The following is a 962-nucleotide window of genomic DNA, read 5'->3' on the forward strand; positions in this document are numbered from 1 at the left end:
TGTTGCCGCTGGGAGTTGATGATAATTTATCCGCCGGCATAATTTCCGCCGCCGCGATGTTCTTAGCCCAAAAAGTGTTCTAATTTTAGCTAAGGCAGGAGACACTACTTGTGAGGCGTTTCTTCTACCATCACAAAAATTTTTGAGAACCATTTAATTATTTATTTGATTCAGGATAAAGTATTTCTTTATCAACTACGCTAATATATTCACTACTTGGAGCATTATCAAGAGGATTTTTTATAATTGGAATAGAATTTTTGGGGTTACCTGATTTCCTAGAATTTTATACAAAAGACTGTTTTTATCACGATTAGGGTCTAATGCAGGTGCACATCCGAAGAAAGTAGCTAATGATAATCCACGATAAGGCGACATTAAAGTACGATCAGCGGTTAATACAATTTTTGGGGTACCCAATGCTCTTCAACGCAATAATTTATTGATTTATTTTAAACCTTGCTGGTTAAACTTAATAATTTTCTAGAATTCCAGCCTTATTTCTATGAAATTGACCAAATTCTTTGTTTGACAGTAAATGAGTTCCATCAAACACAGTACCATCTCTACAAACCAAATCTTCACCCATACAGCAGCTTCCACAAATTCCAACACCACATTTCATCATGCGTTCAAGGCTGGCTTGTACAAACAACCCTTTTGAATGGGATATTTTAACAGTTTTGTACATCATTTTTTCAGGTCCACATGTATACACTCCATCAAAATGATTTTTGGTGACTAGTTTTTCAACCATATCAGTAACAAATCCTTTTTCACCATATGATCCATCATCAGTAGTGACAATTACTTTGTGAGAATTATTTTTTAACAAATTATTTGCTAAATCTTCAAAGAACACTTCATCTTTTGATTTTGCACCAATTAAAACAGTTACATCGTCTTCGGGCCTAACACAAGTCAGCAATCTCATCATCGGTACTAGACCAGTTCCACCTCCA

General features: G+C 35.1%; 2 protein-coding genes. Both read right to left on the minus strand.

What is annotated here, in order from left to right:
• Positions 1 to 240 precede the first annotated feature (240 nt).
• On the minus strand, positions 241 to 420 hold the full coding sequence (locus COT81_05065; GenBank protein PIS04707.1) for a hypothetical protein: 180 nt from the start codon (positions 418 to 420) through the stop codon (positions 241 to 243).
• Positions 421 to 472: 52 nt separating this feature from the next.
• On the minus strand, positions 473 to 962 hold a 490-nt coding region (locus COT81_05070; protein PIS04709.1), incomplete at its 5' end, for a dihydroorotate dehydrogenase electron transfer subunit.

The organism is Candidatus Buchananbacteria bacterium CG10_big_fil_rev_8_21_14_0_10_42_9, from assembly GCA_002773845.1.
Lineage (GTDB): Bacteria > Patescibacteriota > Patescibacteriia > Buchananbacterales > 21-14-0-10-42-9 > 21-14-0-10-42-9.